General features: G+C 54.1%; 12 protein-coding genes and 1 pseudogene. 5 read left to right on the forward strand and 8 right to left on the reverse strand.

Features of this window, described 5'->3' with window-relative positions; all coding sequences use genetic code 11:
• Positions 1-79: 79 nt before the first annotated feature.
• Entirely contained in the window at positions 80-520 is a 441-nt protein-coding gene (locus ACTHYN_RS00075) for a universal stress protein (RefSeq protein WP_441810447.1), read from the forward strand.
• Positions 521-600: 80 nt separating this feature from the next.
• On the opposite strand, the gene ACTHYN_RS00080 is transcribed toward ACTHYN_RS00075, so the two are convergent.
• The 8 genes from ACTHYN_RS00080 to betI form a co-directional block, all read right to left on the reverse strand.
• A complete protein-coding gene (locus ACTHYN_RS00080; protein ID WP_441810448.1) occupies positions 601-1,887 on the reverse strand; it encodes a PQQ-dependent sugar dehydrogenase in 1,287 nt (428 codons plus the stop codon).
• A gap of 237 nt (positions 1,888-2,124) precedes the next feature.
• The gene (locus tag ACTHYN_RS00085) at positions 2,125-3,744 is read right to left on the reverse strand and encodes an alkaline phosphatase (RefSeq protein ID WP_441810449.1); all 1,620 of its coding nucleotides are present in this window, start codon (positions 3,742-3,744) and stop codon (positions 2,125-2,127) included.
• Positions 3,745-3,801: 57 nt separating this feature from the next.
• A complete protein-coding gene (choV, locus tag ACTHYN_RS00090) occupies positions 3,802-4,983 on the reverse strand; it encodes a choline ABC transporter ATP-binding protein (RefSeq protein WP_441810450.1) in 1,182 nt (393 codons plus the stop codon).
• On the reverse strand, positions 4,980-5,828 hold the full coding sequence (gene choW / locus ACTHYN_RS00095; RefSeq protein ID WP_441810451.1) for a choline ABC transporter permease subunit: 849 nt from the start codon (positions 5,826-5,828) through the stop codon (positions 4,980-4,982). Before choW ends, choV begins: the two co-directional genes overlap by 4 nt.
• 131 nt (positions 5,829-5,959) lie before the next feature.
• Positions 5,960-6,889, reverse strand: coding sequence for a choline ABC transporter substrate-binding protein (locus tag ACTHYN_RS00100; RefSeq protein ID WP_441810452.1), 930 nt, complete (start codon positions 6,887-6,889; stop codon positions 5,960-5,962).
• A 35-nt stretch (positions 6,890-6,924) separates the two neighbouring features.
• Positions 6,925-8,607 (reverse strand): choline dehydrogenase, encoded by a 1,683-nt coding sequence (betA, locus tag ACTHYN_RS00105; protein ID WP_441810453.1) that lies wholly within the window; start codon positions 8,605-8,607, stop codon positions 6,925-6,927.
• A gap of 48 nt (positions 8,608-8,655) precedes the next feature.
• A complete protein-coding gene (gene betB / locus ACTHYN_RS00110; RefSeq protein WP_441810454.1) occupies positions 8,656-10,119 on the reverse strand; it encodes a betaine-aldehyde dehydrogenase in 1,464 nt (487 codons plus the stop codon).
• Positions 10,119-10,715 (reverse strand): transcriptional regulator BetI, encoded by a 597-nt coding sequence (betI, locus tag ACTHYN_RS00115; RefSeq protein ID WP_441810455.1) that lies wholly within the window; start codon positions 10,713-10,715, stop codon positions 10,119-10,121. Before betI ends, betB begins: the two co-directional genes overlap by 1 nt.
• A 408-nt stretch (positions 10,716-11,123) precedes the next feature.
• Between betI and ACTHYN_RS00120 the strand changes: the two genes are divergently transcribed.
• From ACTHYN_RS00120 to ACTHYN_RS00135, 4 genes and pseudogenes are all read left to right on the forward strand, one after another.
• Positions 11,124-13,046, forward strand: coding sequence for a methyl-accepting chemotaxis protein (locus ACTHYN_RS00120; protein ID WP_441810456.1), 1,923 nt, complete (start codon positions 11,124-11,126; stop codon positions 13,044-13,046).
• Between the two features lie 72 nt (positions 13,047-13,118).
• Positions 13,119-13,931 (forward strand): substrate-binding periplasmic protein, encoded by an 813-nt coding sequence (locus tag ACTHYN_RS00125; protein ID WP_441810457.1) that lies wholly within the window; start codon positions 13,119-13,121, stop codon positions 13,929-13,931.
• A gap of 169 nt (positions 13,932-14,100) precedes the next feature.
• Positions 14,101-14,370, forward strand: coding sequence for a CRISPR-associated endonuclease Cas3'' (locus ACTHYN_RS00130; RefSeq protein WP_441810458.1), 270 nt, complete (start codon positions 14,101-14,103; stop codon positions 14,368-14,370).
• Between the two features lie 569 nt (positions 14,371-14,939).
• Positions 14,940-16,635, forward strand: a pseudogene (locus ACTHYN_RS00135) (methyl-accepting chemotaxis protein).
• Position 16,636 lies beyond the last annotated feature (1 nt).

Consider the following 16,636-nt stretch of genomic DNA (forward strand, 5'->3'; position numbering starts at 1 on the left):
CCGGGTTAATTTTAGTCAACTATAAGGTGTGCGCGTCGGTGATACGCTGGCGTTAAACCCATTAGCAAAGGAACGTGTCATGGCTAACGTTACTCAACAAATCGTGGTTGCTTGTGATGGTTCAGCTCAATCGTTACAGGCAGCGAAAATGGCAGCCGATCTGGCAAAAGCCACCGCTCAACCCTTGAAGCTATTAGCCGTATTCCCGCAGTTAACAGTGGAGAGGATGGTTATCAGAGGCGTATCGCCCAGCGATCTTGAGGAAGAACAGAACAAGTATGGGCGCTCAGTTTTCGACGCCGCGAAAGAAGCCGTGAGCGGGATACTTGATCCAACCGAAGAGATTCTGCTTAAAGGTGACCCGGCTCAGGAAATTATTGAATACCTGGAAGCCGATCCGGGTACTCATTTGGTTTTGGGACGGCGCGGCCATTCTACGTTGCGCAGCCTGACCTTGGGCAGTGTCAGTGAAAAGGTGGTCAGGCACGCCACCAGCCCGGTTACCGTTGTAAACGATTAACACCGGCGCACCCGCTTTATCTCATTCGGTGACCGGTCGCATCATCACCCAGCCCGGTTTAAAAAGTTTGAGCCAGGCCCTCACTTAGCGCTAAACCGGTGAACCTGGCCTTCATCAGTCGTCACGTAGAGATCGCCATCCGGACCCGTCACCAAACCACGGAAACGGGCAGAACCCGCCGGCATCGGCATTTCGGTGATGTCCTGAACGGTTGGCCCATCGGCCGCCAGGTCAATCACGTTGATACGCTGACCTACCGGTGTGCCGCCAAAACCGATTCCCATAAAGCTGACCACCAGGCGGCCGTTCCAGTCACCCCACTGTTCACCTTCCAGAAAGGCGGCACTGCTGATGCCCTGGGATTTACTGTTGTTATTCCATAGCGGCTCCATGGCATCCGGATAGGTTTCAAGATCGGTCATGGGCATATAGGCCGATCGCTTCTCCGGGTCCATTCCTTCGTTTTGGTTGGGCTGGTAACCGCAATAATCATCCGGACAATCTCCCCGGCCTGCCATGTTTGGGCGCGGATCCCAGCCGCTGTTGCCGCCGGGCACCAGGGCGTTTACTTCATCCGAATGCCAGGGGCCGTGCTCTGTGATTATTGGCTGGTGGCTTTCCGGGTGAAATGCGATGCCCTGAACGTTGCGATGACCGTAAGTGAAAATGCGCGGATCGAAATCCTCCGGTGTGGCCTCGGCATTGCCAGGAGCCGCATCGCCATTACCATCAACGCGCAGAACCTTGGCGCCTAAATTATCCCCGAATTGCGGCAGGCTGCTGTTGTGGTTGTCGCCGGTGGTTACGTACAGAAAGCCATCATCCGGGCTGAACCGGATGCGCCCCCCGTTGTGAGCGCCGGAGTCACCAAACGGATGGTCTGTGGGAGCCTGTTTGTAAGGAATTTTTGTCACTATGTCTTGGCGATCAGACACGGCGGCCAGGTCATCGCCCACTTTTAGCCGTAACACCCGGTTGGAAGTCGGGTTGTCACCAACACGATACGCGGAGTAGACGTAGATGGTGCGGTTGTCTGCAAAATCCGGATCCAGCGTAACGCCGTTCATACCGGCCTGTCCGGAGCAGAACAAATCGTCGGTGGTCATGGCGTAGCCTTCGGAACCGCTCATGCCCAACAGTTTGTTCACCGTGCCATCGGGCAACTGTACCGAGAGGCCCTTGCATTTTTCAGTGAAGAACATGGTGCCGTCGGGCAGGAAAGCCAGATCCCATGGGCTTTCCAGTCCGTCTGAATACACCTCCTGGCTTACCTCAGGCGCTTTAGCCTGCAGGGCCAGCGGAAAACCCACCAGAACGACCGAAGCCGCCGCCACACGGAGCGAACGAAGGGATGATTTATGACTCATGATGGCCGCCCTTTGATGTTGTTGTCGTGACTTTTTGTTACCCCATGAATTGAGTGTAGATCCTCACTGAAAATGGTCAATTTTTAATCAGATCGGCAAGCTGCAGGAGCACCTGAGCATTTAATGTCGAGCGCAAAAAGCTTTGGGGCAGGATGTGCATCAGGAACCGTCGAATGAGCTCCTTTCAAGCCGGCCGCCGATGTGAATCGGGGCCGGCGCGGTCATCACAGGTGGGAATCAGTCGGTCAACGCTTCAATAGCTTGCTGGCCTACGTCTGTATGGTGCAACACTTTGCCGAAGGGAGCCGTGGTGTCTCCGGGGCCCTGGGTGAATACCAGTACCGGGGTGTTGGTGTGGGTGCCGGTGGCCCAGACCACGTTTTGCTGTTCGGCTACTTCGCGGGCTAGCAGGTTCTGGCGGTTGTCGTCAGTCTGGTAGGCAAAGAAGGCACCGTTAACGTCCATTTTGGGAACGGTTTTGGCGCTCAGATAAGCATGGCCTTCGGTGTAGTAGGGGTTATCTTCGGTTGCAAGCACCCGTGCAGCCTGAGCTTCAGTGATGTTGAAGCCGGTTTCGGCGTTCACAATGCTGGCCAGGTTGGCGGGTGTTTGCTGGTCTGCGTCCAGCGCGTCGAACTGGCTGTAGAAGATGTCGCCGTAGGAGGACTTCTGCTCGTACAGGGTGTCCAGAGTTGCTACGTCGCCGAAGTTAAAGCCGGGCTGAAACTGCTGGTCTTTGAACACATCGCCCGGAAGGTCACGGCTGTGGGGCAGGTTGCTGGCGGAGTAACTGAAGCCAAAGCCTCCGGTTTCGTGATCGGCTGTTACAACAATCAGGGTGTCGTCACGGCCTTCAGCCCAATCGAGCACGTAATTAAGGGTTTCGTTCATCCGCAGCATTTCATGCAGCATGGTGCCTGTGTCGTTGTAGTGCGCGGCCCAGTCGATTTGCCCGGCTTCAATCATCAGGAAAAAGCCTTCGTCGTTCTGTGATAGCGAGCCAATGGCCTTTTCCGACATTTCTTTCAGGGTCGGTATGGTGCGGGCGGGGTCGTTCTTTGTTTGCGTTTCAATAATGCCATTTGGCAGCGCGGAGTAAGCAAACAGCCCAAGAATTTTGCCATCGGCCTCGTTCATCTGTGAGCGGTTGAACGCCAGGTCGTAATTCTTCTGCTGCGCTTCAGTGATCAGGTTGCGGTTGTCTTTACGCTTGGATTTGATGCGCACACTGCCTTCAGATAGCGCTTCCAACTCTTGGCGAGCGGCTGATTGCTTGTTGTTTGCGGATTCGGGTATCCAGTAGCGCAGGCCGCCCGAGAGCATCACGTCTACGTTATTGTTTAGCAGATCGACTGCGATTTCATTTTCCAGGCTACGGTGGCTCTGATGTGCAGCGAAACCGGCGGGAGTTGCATGGGTAATGCGGGTGTCGGAAACCAGGCCGGTGGATTTGCCCATCTTTTTTGCTTTTTCCAGGATGCTCTCGGCGCGGTTGCCGTCTTTATCAGCACCAATCATCTCTGCACCGGCAGACTGGCCGGTGGCCAGTTGTGTGGCGGATGCGGCGGAATCTACCACCAGATTTTTGTTGGCGTGGGTCATGGAAATGCCCAGGTTACCGTTTGCCGCTATCCGGTCAAAAGCGGTGTTGCCATCGGTGATCACCGAGTTTGGCGCCTGCTTGGCGTACGCCAGTAGCAGGCCAATCTGTTGTGGCCCCATGCCGTCGCCCACAATCATGATGACATTTTTTGCCTTTTCCGGCTCTTTTGGTGCGGATTGCATGGGGGCGCATGCCGCCAATATAAGGGAGGATGTTACCAACCCTGCGGCTACAGTGGTTTTGCGGAAGTTCATATGTGCATCCTTTTACTGTCGATATTTTATGATTATTCGGGGTTAACGATTGTTGTTCTAGCTGTCGTCCAGGTGTTTGCCCAGCATGGCGTGATATAGCTCACGGTCGCCGATGGCACCGGTAATCTGGCCATTTTCTTCCACCAACAAGCTATGACCGGTGAAATACCGAATCTCCACGGCGTCCCGCAATGGAGTTTGTGGGGCGATGCGGGTGGGCTGCTGGGCCAGGCTTTCGATGGCTTGGCCTTCTTGCCAGGTTTGGGTCTGGAAGGTTTGGCCACCGCTGGTAACCACGGCTTTTTCCGCCACATTGGGTGTATGCAGCCAGGTGCCATAGCGTTTGTTGAGGCAGCGATTGCCGTTGGCGTCTTCCTGTATTTGCCCAATGGGCAGCGCCAGTGAGCGTGCGGCCAGAACGTTGAGCGGGTTGGTACTGGCCACAAAGCTTTTAACGTAATCGTTCGCCGGTTCCAGCACGATGGATTCTGGCTTGCCATGCTGAACGATTTGGCCGTCTTTCATGATCGCGATGTGTGAGCCCAGCTTCAGTGCCTCATCCAGGTCGTGGCTGACAAACACAATGGTTTTCTGAAGCTCTTCCTGCAGGGTTAGCAGCTCATCCTGCAGTTGGTGACGAATCAACGGGTCAAGGGCGGAGAAGGGCTCATCCATCAGCAGGATTTCCGATTCCGTAGCCAGTGCCCGCGCCAGGCCTACGCGCTGGCGCATACCACCGGATAGCTCATCAGGCCGGGATTTGGCCCAGCCATCCAGGCCAACCAGTTCCAATTGACGCGCAACCTTTTTGCGGCGTTCGGCCTTGCCTATGCCTTGCAGTTCCAGGCCGAAAGCAACGTTGTCTTCCACTGTTAGCCAAGGCATCAGGGCGAAGTTCTGGAACACCATGGAGATGCGACGGGTGCGAATGTCTCGCTGCACTTTCTCGCTGGCTTGAGTGAAATCCATCATCTCGCCATCGTGTTGAACGTGAATGGAACCACTGGTGACTTCATTCAAGCCGTTAACACAGCGCAACAGGCTGGATTTCCCGGAGCCGGACAAGCCCATCAGTACGCAGATCTCACCCTTTTTTACCTTCAGGCTGGCTTCTTGAACACCAACCACAAGCCCGGTCTGATCATGGATTTTCGTCCGGTTCAGGCCTTGCTCAATCAGTGGGAGTGCACGCTTGGGCTGTTTGCCGAATACGACGTTTACATTCTCAAATTCGATCATGATGACGTCTCCTTGGCATCACTTTGGCGGAAGAAACGGTCCATCCAGATAGCCAGCAGTACAATCGCCAGGCCTGCTTCGAAGCCTTTGCCTATATCGACCGTGTTCAGGGCCCTGACCACTGGCACGCCCAGGCCATCGGCACCGACCAAAGCAGCGATAACAACCATTGAAAGCGAGAGCATAATGCACTGGGTAATACCGGCCCCGATGGAGCTCATGGCGGCGGGCAGTTCAACCTTGAACAACAGCTGGCGCTTGGTGCAGCCAAAGGATTTGCCTGCCTCAACCAGTTCTTTGGGTACCTGGGAGATACCAAGATGAGTCAGTCGTACCGGGGCGGCGATGGCGAAAATAACTGTAGAGATTACGCCGGGAACCACGCCCAGGCCGAATAGTGTCAGCGTCGGGATCAGGTACACAAAGGGTGGGATGGTTTGCATCAGGTCGAGCACCGGCTGCAGAAACTTGTACAACCAGTTGCTGTGGGCAGCGTAAATGCCCAGGGGAATGCCGATGGCCACACACATCAGGGTGGCGTACAGCACCAGCGACAGTGTCGCCATGGTGTCTTCCCAGTAACCAATGTTGTAAATCAGTAAAAAGCTGAAGGCGGTAAAGGCGGTCAATCCCCACCGGCGATGACGAAGGTGCGCTGCCACGGTCAAAATTACTACCAGAACGGCGGGCGGTACCCATAAAAGGCCGTCGGTGAGGCCGTGAATCATCCCCCTCAAGGTTTCGGAAACGGCGTCAAAAAAGCCGCTGAAATTGATGACCAGAAAATCAACAACGTCTTCCATGAAGTCGCCGAAAGGCAGTTGATGCTCAGATATCCAGTTCATGGTGTTCAGTCTTTTTGGGTGCGGGCTCAGGCCAGCACTGAAAATGGGAGGTGTTGGTATTCAGAAACAAACACTCCGGGCTGCTCCGCCCAGAGTGTTTGCAAGGTGCTTTTGTCAGCACTTTTCCGGGGCTACTTCAAGGAAGCCTTAACCGCAGGCAGGGCCGCCTCGCCGTTCAGGGTTGTGATGCCTTCCAGCCAGTCTTCCAGTACCGCCGGGTTGTTGGCTAACCAGCTGTGGGCCGCGTCCCGTGGCTCTTCGCCATCATTCAGAATGGCGCCCATTACTTCGTTTTCCATGGTCAGTGAAAACTTCAGGTTGTTCAGCAGGGCGCCCACATTCGGGCATTCGTTCAGATAGTTCTTGCGCACGTTGGTGTGTACGGTTGCGCCGCCGTAGTTAGGGCCGAAAACATCATCGCCACCATCCAGGTAGGCCAGGTCGTGATTCGCGTTCATCGGGTGCGGCTCCCAAGCCAGGAAGACCACCCACTGATTGCGGCGTACCGAGCGGCTAACCTGGGACAACATGCCGGCTTCGCTGGACTCGACAACCCGGAAATCGCCCAGGCCGAATGTGTCCTCATCAACCATGCCCTGAATCAGGCGGTTGCCGTCGTTGCCAGGCTCGATGCCATAAATACGGCTGTTAAACTTGTCGGCGTTCTTGGCGATGTCGGAAAAACTGGTTACGCCCGCGTCGTAGACATACTGGGGTACTGCCAGTGTGTATTTGGCGCCTTCCAGGTTGGTGATCACCTCTTCAACGTCGCCACTTTCCAGGTAAGGGCGCACATCGCCTTCCATAGTGGGCATCCAGTTGCCAAGAAACACGTCTATGTCTTTGTTCTTGAGCGATCTGTAGGTAACAGGCACTGATAGTACTTTCGCCTGTGGCTCGTAGCCCATGCCTGCCAGCACTTCTGAAGCAAGCGCAGTGGTGGCGGTGATGTCGGTCCAGCCGACGTCGGCAAATTTAACGGTTTTACATTCGGTGTTCGGGGCAGCCACGGCGGCGCCACTGATTGCAAGGCCAGCACAGGCCAGAATGAGCTTTTTCATTTTTGGTTCTCCTTTCTCGGTTATCGGTCACAGCGTTAACGTTGTGCGTTCTTCCAGTCAGGGTGCTCCCATACGGGGGCAGATGAAGGTGTTAGCGGCGCCAGGCCACGAATATGATCCGCGCATTTTTCCGCCAGCATAATGGTGGGGGCATTCAGGTTGCCGCTCACTACACTAGGCATGATGGAGGCATCCACTACGCGTAAATTCTGAACGCCATAAACCCGGGCTTGCTCGTCTACCACGGCCATAGGATCGTCTGCTGCACCCATCTTGCAGGTGCAGGAAGGGTGGTAGGCGCTGTCTGCGTATTCACGAACGAAGGCATCGATATCTTCGTCGGAGGTGGCTTTGGCCCCTGGCCGAAGCTCTTCGCCCCGGAACGGATCAAATGCCGATTGGGCAAAAATCTCCCGGGTCAGTTTGATGCTCTCGCGCATTTCCCAGCGGTCCCGCTCGGTGCTGAGCAGGTTGGGCTGAATGATCGGGTGGTCCCCCGGCTTGGCAGATTTCAACTTCAGATAGCCTCGGCTGGTGGGCCGCATGGGGCCAACATGAACCTGAAAGCCGTGGCACTCTGCGTCTTTGCGGCCATGGTCCAACACCTGCGAAGGTAGGAAGTGGAACTGAATATCCGGGTGCTGTACGCCTGCCTCTGAACGGATGAACCCGCCGGCTTCAAGGTGGGCGGTGCGACAGGCACCCCAATCATTGTTCAGGAACCATTTCATCCCGGCGAGAGTCTTGCCCGGTTGAGTGGTGTATTTGTAGAGCGTGACCGGTTGGGTTGATTTGTGTTGAACGTATATCTCCAGGTGGTCTTGCAGATTTTTGCCTACACCAGGGCGGTCCGCCACCACCGGAATATTGTGTTCGGCCAACTCTGCTGCCGCGCCAATGCCAGACAGCATCAAGAGTTGTGGCGAGTTGATGGCGCCACCACTCACAATCACTTCCTTACGGGCCGCCACGCGGACAGTTTTGCCTTTCTGGATGTATTCAACCCCGACCGCCTTATTGCCATCAAACAGGATGCGCGTGGTCATGGCACCGGTTTCGGTGGTCAGGTTGGTACGCTTGAGCACCGGCCGCAGGTACGCCTGGGCCGCACTCCAGCGCTTACCGTTGCGGATGGTCATGTCCATCTCGCCAACGCCTTCCTGCTGAAAGCCATTCATATCTTTGGTGTAGGGGTAGCCGGCCTGTTGGCTGGCTTCCAGAAAAGCACCAAACAGCGGGTTTGGCTCGTCGCCGGTGTGTACATTGAGCGGGCCATCGCCGCCACGATAGTCGTCTGCACCTTTTTCCCGGCTCTCTGCTTTTTGAAAGTAGGGCAGCACATCCTGGTAACGCCAGCCAGTAGCGCCCTCATCGTGCCAGCGGTCATAGTCGTAGGCGTGGCCACGAATATAAACCATGGCATTCAGGGTGGAGCCCCCGCCCCATACCTTGCCGCGAGGCCAGTACAACTTGCGGTTGTTGAGGAACGCCTGCGGCTCGGTGTGGTAATACCAGTTGTACTTCTCGTCCATCAGGTTGAACATCAGTGCCGCCGGCATGTGGATCTTCCAGGTGTCATCCCGGCGCCCGGCTTCCAGCACCAGTACCTGGTCTTGTCCGCTCTCACTCAAACGGTTCGCCAATACACAGCCTGCCGAGCCGGTACCTACAATCACATAGTCAAATTCATGATCAAACTGCAAAACTGTCTCCTTCATACAAGCGCAAGCGAACAATCCGCAGCGACGATGGGTTGAATAGTGCCATCAGAACGGCGACTCGAGTGGTGCCATGCCCACATACACTGATTTGGTCTGGGTATATTGAGCCAGCCCTTCGCGGCCGTTCTCACGGCCAAGCCCCGAGAGCTTGTAACCGCCCACCGGCATTTCGGCGGGAGAAGCACCAAAGCTGTTGATCCAGCAAATACCGGCTTCCAACTGATGAATTACGCGGTGAGCACGGGTGATGTCAGTGGTGAAAACGCCGGCGGCCAGGCCGTATTCTGTGTCATTGGCGCGCTGGATAACTTCGTCGTCGGTATCGAAAGGCAGCACGGCCATCACCGGGCCAAAGATTTCTTCGCGCACAATGGTCATATCATCGGTGCAATCGGCAAACACGGTGGGTGCCACAAAGTAGCCGCCCTCAAAACCAACAGGCTGTAGTGCGCAGCCACCGGTCAGTAAGCGGGCCCCCTCGGTTTTAGCACTGTCGATATACTTCAGAACCAGGTCTCGATGGCCGGCACTGATCAGCGCGCCGAAGTTGGTGTTGGGGTCTACGGGGTCGCCGGCAATGATGTTGTTCTCGGTGCGCTCGGTTAGTTCGGCCAGAAAGGCGTCATAAATGTTGCGCTGGACAAACACCCGGGTGCCGTTGGTGCAGATTTCGCCCTGAGTATAGAAGTTGCCCAGCATCGCGGCTGATACCGCCTGTTCCAGATTGGTATCGTCAAAAATAATCAGTGGCGACTTGCCCCCAAGCTCCATGGTTACGGACTTGAGTGTGCGTGCAGAATCGGCCATCACGGTGCGGCCGGTTTTCGCTTCGCCAGTAAAGGACACTTTGGCGATGGCGGGGTCTGAGGTGAGCATTTGGCCGACCCTGTAATCACCCTGCACCACGTTAAACACACCGGCGGGCACGCCTGCGGCGAGATAGATTTCAGCAAGTTTGATGGCGCCCAGCGGGGTTTCCTCAGACGGTTTGAATATCATGCTGTTGCCGCAGGCCAGCGCCGGTGCCGACTTCCAGCAGGCGATCTGCAAAGGGTAGTTCCAGGCGCCAATGCCGGCGCATACGCCCAGGGGGTCCCTGCGGGTATAGAAAAAGTCTGGCCCGATTTGCTGGCTTTCGCCGACAATGCTGGAGGCCTGGCCAGCACAATACTCGACCGCATCGGCGCCGGTCACTACGTCAACCTCACTGGCTTCTTGCCAGGGTTTGCCGGCATCTTGCACTTCTATCATGGCCAGTGCGTCGTTTTGTTCCCGCAACATGGCAGCAGCTCGGTTGAGGATGCGGCCACGCTCCATGCCCGTCATGGCCGACCAGGCTTTAAAACCTTCCCTGGCGCTTGCCGTGGCGGCCTGCATGATCGAATGATCGGCCTGTTCTACTTGATAAATAACCTGGCCGGTAGCCGGATTCACCACGTCGAATCGCTCACCACTCTGGTTTGCCATGGGTTTGCCGTTGATAAACGATTGATAGATGGGCAGCGTCATTACTTGGCTCCGTTATTCGCGTGAATAGCTTGGTCTATGTAGGTTTTGCACAAGGCAACAGCCTGGTTCGGTTCAATGCGGCCCTCACTCATGGCCGCACGCAGCCAGAACCCGTCGATGAGCGCGGCAATGGTTTGCGCTGTGGCGCGAGCCTGTTCAATGGGCATCAAACGGCGCAGGTGGAACATCAGGTTAGATAAAAGCCGGCGTTCGTTTACTCGCTGCAACCGCATTAAATCCGGGCTGTGCATGGCCTGGGTCCAGAACGCCAGCCAGGTTTTGGCCGATTGGGCGTTGGTTTGGGCGCCAGAGAAGTTGGCATCCACTATGGCCATCAGGCGTTCACGGGGCGCATTGGGGCGCTTTGCCATCAGCGTGGTGACATCCTGCTGCAGCGACGACAACAAATACCGCATGGCTGCCTCCAGCAAGCCCTGTTTGCCGCCAAAGTAGTGGCTGACAATACCAACCGACAGTTCGGATGCGCCTGCGATTTTGCCAATCGTGGCTCCCTGGAAACCGTGTTCTTCAATCACTTTCAGCGTTGCATCGATCAGTTGCTGACGCCGAATGGACTCCACCCCTAATCTTGCCATGCCGTCTCCGAGCCACTCTCTCTTGCTTGAATGAATATTCAATTTATTGAACAGGTATTCAATGAAGCGAAGGTAATGGTTTGAAGACTAAATATCAAATAATCGAAAGAAGCTCGGGCAAGGCGGCTGTGTCGGTGACGACTGCCAGCAGAAGGCAAATAAACGGTAAAATTTGTTTAGAAGACAAAGAAAGAAATAGTTTCAGCCGAAAAACGTGCGCCTGGAAACAGGAGATGTTGGGGTGAGCGGTCGATAAACAAACGTAACAAGTTATACATTGATGTACCAGGTTCAGTTGCTAAGGTGTATACAGTCAATCGCCTTATCGAGTGAGTTCCGAGACATAGTTGCAAGCTCCGAGGAGGTCGGGAATATCAAATATTAAAGGCTTGTTGCGCCGGAGAATTAATGAGCATTCGCTTAAAATTAATAGCAGGAATGGGAGCCGCATTGCTGGCCAGTACGCTGGTTCTGGTTGCGCTTAACATTTTCCAAATGCGGGATCTTGTTAACCGGTACCTACTAAATTCAGCCCTTCCGGCTAGCTTGGAAGCCATTGCAAACTCCGTTGAGCGAGACCTTCAGGTGCCGATCACCATGTCTCGGATGATTGCGGAGAACAGCTACCTGAAAGACTGGCTCCGTAACCAGGAGCCTGAACAGCAACTTGATGCTGTAACCCGCTATCTGGAAGGAGTTCGACAAAGTGAAAATGCTCTCTCAGCGTATGTGGTGTCGGAAAAAACGGGTAAATATTATTACAACAAAGGCATGGATAGAGTTATAAGCCGTGCGGAGGATCCCTGGTTCTTCAATTTTCTGCAAAGTGGCGAAAAAATGGAACTGTCACTGGATGTGGACAATACGACGGGCGTTCTCAGTCTGTTTATAAATATGCGCATGGAAGTGGATGGTCAATCCGCTGCCGTGACAGGGATCGGGCTGCACCTGGATCAACTCGCTGCGCAGATCAGAGACTTCCGCTTCGCAGAAACCGGCATCGTTTACCTTGTGTCTTCCAGCGGTCGGGTCACTATTCACCCGGATGTAGAGAAAACCGATCAGCCCCTATCGAACATTATTCCTGCAACGGTAGCCAAGCCGTTGATGGCAAGCTCCGCCTTTCAGTTGACCGAGTTTGATCGTGATGGAAGCCGTTACATCGCCGCCAGCCTACCCCTATCCGTAGCAGATGAGCGTGTTGTTGTAGAGGTGCCCTACGCCGAAGTATACGGAGGGGTCAGTAAAGCCAACACCCTCTCGCTGCTTGTAGGTGGTTTTGTTGCTCTTGTGTTTTTGGGCATCGTGGCGCTTGTAGCTACCCGCATGACACGGCCAATCACAAGAATTACCAACGCGCTGTCTGACATAGCCAAAGGCGGAGGCGATTTAACGCAGGAACTGGTAATCGACAGAAAAGACGAGCTGGGTCAGTTGGCTGATGGCTTTAACCGCTTTGTGGGATCGCAGCGGGAAATGATTCGAGATCTTCTGGCAACCTCCCTTTTACTTAAGCAGTTCGTCGAACAAACATCGGATGCAATGGCCACAAACACTCACCGGGCCAAAGAAGGCAGTGAGTTGACGGACTCTGTGGCGACCGCCGTATGCGAAATGGAGGCCACCGTGCAGGAAGTGGCCAAAAGCGCGACGGAGACCGCAAGCCAGCTGGAATATGTTGGCAAGGCTACAAATGATATTCGCGAAGGCATGTCCCGCTCGATAACCCAGGTAGGAGGCATGGCAAACGATATCCGTGAATCGGCTTCTGCCATTCAAAAACTGGCGGTGGAAGTGCAGGACATCGGGCAGGTGATTGATGTAATCAATGCCATATCAGACCAAACCAACCTGCTGGCTTTAAACGCGGCAATAGAAGCTGCGCGCGCCGGGGAGCATGGGCGGGGCTTCTCCGTGGTCGCCGATGAAGTGCGTAGCCTTGCGCAGAAGACGCAAACCTCTACCCAGCAAATCCGAAGCATTATTGAACGACTTCAAGACGGGTCGGAGCGGGCAGTTGAGTCAATGGCGGCCAGCGAAAAGGCAACAGAGGAAACTACCCGCACATCCGAGAGCATGGGTGAAGCCCTGGAAGGAATTGTTGAAAGCGTTGACCGGATTGTGGAAATGGGTCACCAGGTGGCGGCCGCGAACGAAGAACAAAGCGCGGTTAGCGAAGATATCAGTGCCAGCGTGCAGACTATTTCCGGTTTGAGCGCGCGCTCAGCTGAAGACATGGTGGCGGCTAGCAGTGGGGTTGAAGAGTTGCGGGCCATGGCCGAGAAACTTGAGGCCCAAATGAAGGCGTTCCGTCTTGACCGTGAGAGTTGAGCACCACCGGGTTTTTCACTTATACAGCGCTACCATGGCGTAGATTTATCGACTGCTATTCAGGAGCAACCAATGAAGCGAATACTCACTTGCATCGCTTTACTTTTTTCATCCTATGCTGCTGCGCAAACCTATACGGTTGGCGTAGAGAAAGATAACTTCATGCCTCACTTTGGTTTTGATGAGCAGGGGCAATACAGCGGTTTTGCCCGCGACGTGCTGGATTTGTTTGCGGAGCATGCCGGTATTGATTTTGTGTATGAGCCGCTTCCAGTGGCCGATCTGGTACCCGCGCTGGCGCAGGACAAGATAGATTTCAAATACCCGGATAACCCCAAGTGGACCCATCCCGAAAGCATTGCTGATGCGATGCATTACAGTCAGCCGGTAGTAGAGTATGTGGATGGTGTTCTGGTTTCACCCAGGCGTAAAGGTCTGGGGCTGGATCATTTGAAGCGGCTTGCTGCAGTAGAGGGGTGGACGCCCCGGGGGTATCAGGAAAAGATTGATGCTTCCCAGATACTTCTGGTGCGTAATGAAAGCTTGCCAGAGATGATTCGCGAAGCGCTGCTCAAAAATAGTGACGGAGCGTATTACAACGTGGTTGTTGCTTTGCACTATATTAACAATATACGGGCAAGGCCGAGTGTTCTTGTGTTTGACCCGGACCTCCCTTATATCCGCGGTAATTTTCGACTTTCAACGCTCAAATACCCCGAGCTGATCGAGCGGTTTGATGACTTTCTGATCGAATACCAATCAGAAATAGAGGCGCTCAAGACTGAATATCAGATAGAGGCACACATTAATTCTGAGTACCTTGGCCTTGAGCAGTGGAAAATCGATTTTCTTAAGCGGCAGAAAGAAAAAGAGGCAAGTCAGTGATTTGCTAGTTTGGCTTTCCTGGCCGTCAAGACCGTTAACGGCCTCGCGTGATAACCGGGTGAAAGGGCGCGGGTAACGTTATGTAAAATAACAGTACATACGGTAGCTTTTTGGGGGATAAGTGGTAGTGTTTGCTGGTACTGGATAGGGATTACAGTAAGGGAAAGTTGTGACCCGAGAAAGCATCTACGTCGCCCACGCTGCACAGGATGCAAATGGCACTTGGCTTGAGCCACATTTGCTTCATGAGCACCTAGAGAAAGTAGCCCGAATAAGCGCACGTTTTGCAAGGCAGTATGAATCACAAGGCTGGGCATTTGCTGCAGGGCTTTGGCATGATCTGGGCAAGTATCGTCATGGTTTCCAGGCATACATTCGTGACGCTTCCGGTTTTGAACGAGAGAATGCGCGTCGCACCCCACGCGGGTGCGTGGATTGAAACACCTGGCTTTGCAGTGGGTGCGGTATCATTTCCTGTCGCACCCCACGCGGGTGCGTGGTTTTAGGCAACCACGTGAATTGTGGCGATAGGTGTGCGGATAAAAAATTCAGACCGGTATAGTCCTAACAACCATTCGCAGATAGCGCTTGTTTTTATTGGCGGAATCCAGCCCATATGCCCCTATTAATGGGTGAAAAATACACCCATTTTCCTGCATTAAATCCCCAGATTTTTAGAAAGTCTCTGTATTATAAGAACTTTTTCTATTTGGCCCACTCCTTGCCTTCTCCCTTTTCATCGAAGCCCTCCGGGCTCCGTTGAGCACCCAATAAACAAAATGAATCAGGGAGCAATTCCGTTTGTTGCCCAGGATAAGGGGGGGATGGCCGGATAACTTTACCGTGGGAACGGCCAGCCAGGAGTCTATGGATTACAGTTACATTTGATATACAAACTACGCAGTACCCTCAATGATAATTTGCGATAGCACTCTGTAATATCCTATTCCTATGCTACGGGCGGACGCTATCGCCTATCCTCTGTAAAAGATAGAAGACCTACCAGACATGAAAAACCTGACCATTCAAACAGCGAGTGCTGTTGTTGGCACTGGTGCCAGTTATCCTGCTAACGGTATTCCTGACGACTTATAATTTGAATCAAGCCCAGAGCATTGGTGAGGGAGCCGTTGCGGATTTTTCATCGGATATGGAAGCGAGTAAACGCCAGGAGCTGAAGAACTATATCGAGTTGGCGCGTACCTCCATTGCCCATCTTTATAACAAGCCGGGCTCGGCTAATGATCCTGAGGTTCGTGGGCAGGCCTGGGATATCTTGCGACAGTTGCGCTTCGACGATGCTGGCAGTGCCGGTTATATTTTCGCCTACGACACAAGCGGCGTGAATGTAATGCACGGAATGAATCCTGACCTGGAAGGCAAAAACCTTTGGGGATTTCAGGATCCCAATGGCACTTACCTGATCCGCGAACTTTTAGCAGAAGCCCGCAGTGGCGGTGGTTATATTCACTATGACTGGAAAAATGAGAACTCAGGGGAGGTGGCTCCCAAACTTGGTTATGCCGTGATGCTCCCCAAATGGGACATCATGATAGGCACAGGGTTTTGGGTAGATGGTCTGGAAAAGCAGGTTGTCGCCATGGACAAAAAGGTTGGCGACTCTCTGAGTGGTGCAGTAATCGGCTCTGTAACCACCTCTCTGATCGCGCTGGCCGTTATCGTATTTTTAGCCTTGGTTGTTGTACGCAGCATAATCCGGCCGCTGAAATCAGCCGTGTCTGCGATGAACGATATTGCCAGCGGTGATGGCGATCTTACCCGCCGATTGGAGGTGAGCGGCAAGGACGAGTTAAGCCAGTTGGCCGTTGCCTTCAACAGTTTTGCGGATCAGGTGCACGGGTTGGTGGAGCGGGTTCTCTCTTCCACCGGCACGCTTAATTCTGCCTCTGAAGAGTTGAACCAGGTAATGGATGAGGCGGGTCAAGGCGTGGAGCGGCAAAAATCTGAAAGTGATCAGGTGGCAACCGCCATGAACGAAATGACGGCGGCGGCGCAAGAAGTCGCAAACAATGCCAGCGAGGCTTCTGATGCTGCGGATCACGCAAATGCTCAGGTGTGTGATGCCCAGGGCTTGGTGCACCAGACCATTGAGGTGATTGGTGGTTTGTCTGAGCAAGTTGAGCAAGGCGTCAAGGTAATTAAAAAGCTCGGTGCCGATTCTCGCCAGATCGACACGGTATTAGAAGTAATCCGCGAAATTGCTGATCAAACGAACCTGCTGGCCCTTAACGCGGCGATTGAAGCGGCTCGTGCCGGTGAAGCAGGGCGGGGGTTTGCAGTGGTTGCGGACGAAGTTCGCACGCTGGCCAGCCGGACTCAAAAGAGCACTCAGGAAATTCAGGAAACGATAGAGCGGCTGCAATCAGGAGCCGATAACGCGGTAAAGCTGATTGGTTCGATCAGTGAGCACAGCGAAGCCACCATTGCCGAAACCCGTCAGGTGGATGAAGCCCTGCAGCGGATAAACCAAGCGGTTGGCACTATAAACGATATGAACAGCCAAATTGCCAGTGCAGCAGAAGAGCAGACCAGCGTGTCTGAGACCATTAACCAGAATGTTCACGAGATAGTGGCGATCACAGAACAGACTGCTCAGGGAACGCATCGGGCCGGAGCCGCAACACAAAGGCTTAAGGCACTGGCAGGAGACATGTCGGATCAGGTTAGTCGTTATCGCGTTTAAT

Origin of the sequence: Marinobacter sp. (genome assembly GCF_052091845.1) — a bacterium.
Classification (GTDB): domain Bacteria; phylum Pseudomonadota; class Gammaproteobacteria; order Pseudomonadales; family Oleiphilaceae; genus Marinobacter.